Below are 1,067 nucleotides of genomic sequence, written 5' to 3'. Positions count from 1 at the left end.
CACCCGAACACACATACGACGTCACATCCACCGCAGCCTCGGTCGGCCCATACAGATTCACCACCCGAACACCAGGCACCAACCCCCGCAAACCCTCCACCGCCGACGCACCCAACACCTCACCCGAACAAAACACCTCACGCAACGACCCCAACCCGGCAACCGCCACACCACCCGAACCCCCCTCAACCGAACCCCCCTCAACCGAACCCCCCTCAACCGAACCCCCCTCAACCGAACCCCTCAGCGCCTCGACGAACACCGACAACATCGACGGCACAAAATGACACACCGACACCCCAAACCGCTCCACCACACCCGCCACATACCACGGATCCCGATGCCCACCCGGCTCCGCAACCACCACCGAAGCCCCAACCATCAACGGCCAGAACAACTCCCACACCGACACATCAAACGACACCGGCGTCTTCCACAACACCACATCATCCACCGACAACCCGAACAACGACTGCATCCACGCCAACCGATTCACCACCGCCTCATGCGACACCGTCACCCCCTTCGGCCGACCAGTCGACCCCGAAGTGAACAACGTGTACACACCCACCAACGGCGACACCACACCCACACGCTCCACCACACGACCCAACGCAGCCGCCCCCTCAGACGGCGAAACCACCACCCCCACACCACAATCCACCTCAACACACACCACATCCCCCGGCACCACCACACCCTCATCACCCGACAGAACCAACACCACCCCACAACCAGCCGTCCCCAACACAAACCCCACCCGCTCCACCGGCACATCCGGCTCCACCGGCACATACCGACCACCGACAACCACCACCGCATGCACCGCCACCAACAACTCCAACGACCGCGACATCACCACACCCACAGCCGAATCCACACCCACACCCAACCCCAACAACCGCTCCGCCAACGCCGCCACCAAACCACCGAACTCCCCATACGACACCACCCGATCCCCACACCACACCGCCACCGAACCCCACGACACACCCACACACCCAGCCACCAACGAACCCACCGAACACCCACCCCAACCAAAACCCACAACCTCACCACGCGACCAT

At 63.2% G+C, this 1,067-nt stretch carries 1 protein-coding gene; it reads right to left on the bottom strand.

The window, feature by feature from the left end:
* Positions 1–949, bottom strand: a 949-nt coding sequence (locus tag ABFT43_RS22635) for an AMP-binding protein (RefSeq protein ID WP_347962477.1), incomplete at its 3' end; no start/stop codon positions are given.
* Positions 950–1,067 lie beyond the last annotated feature (118 nt).

This window comes from Gordonia aurantiaca, assembly GCF_039939235.1.
Lineage (GTDB): Bacteria > Actinomycetota > Actinomycetes > Mycobacteriales > Mycobacteriaceae > Gordonia.
This window is presented reverse-complemented; position numbering and strand designations above follow the sequence as displayed.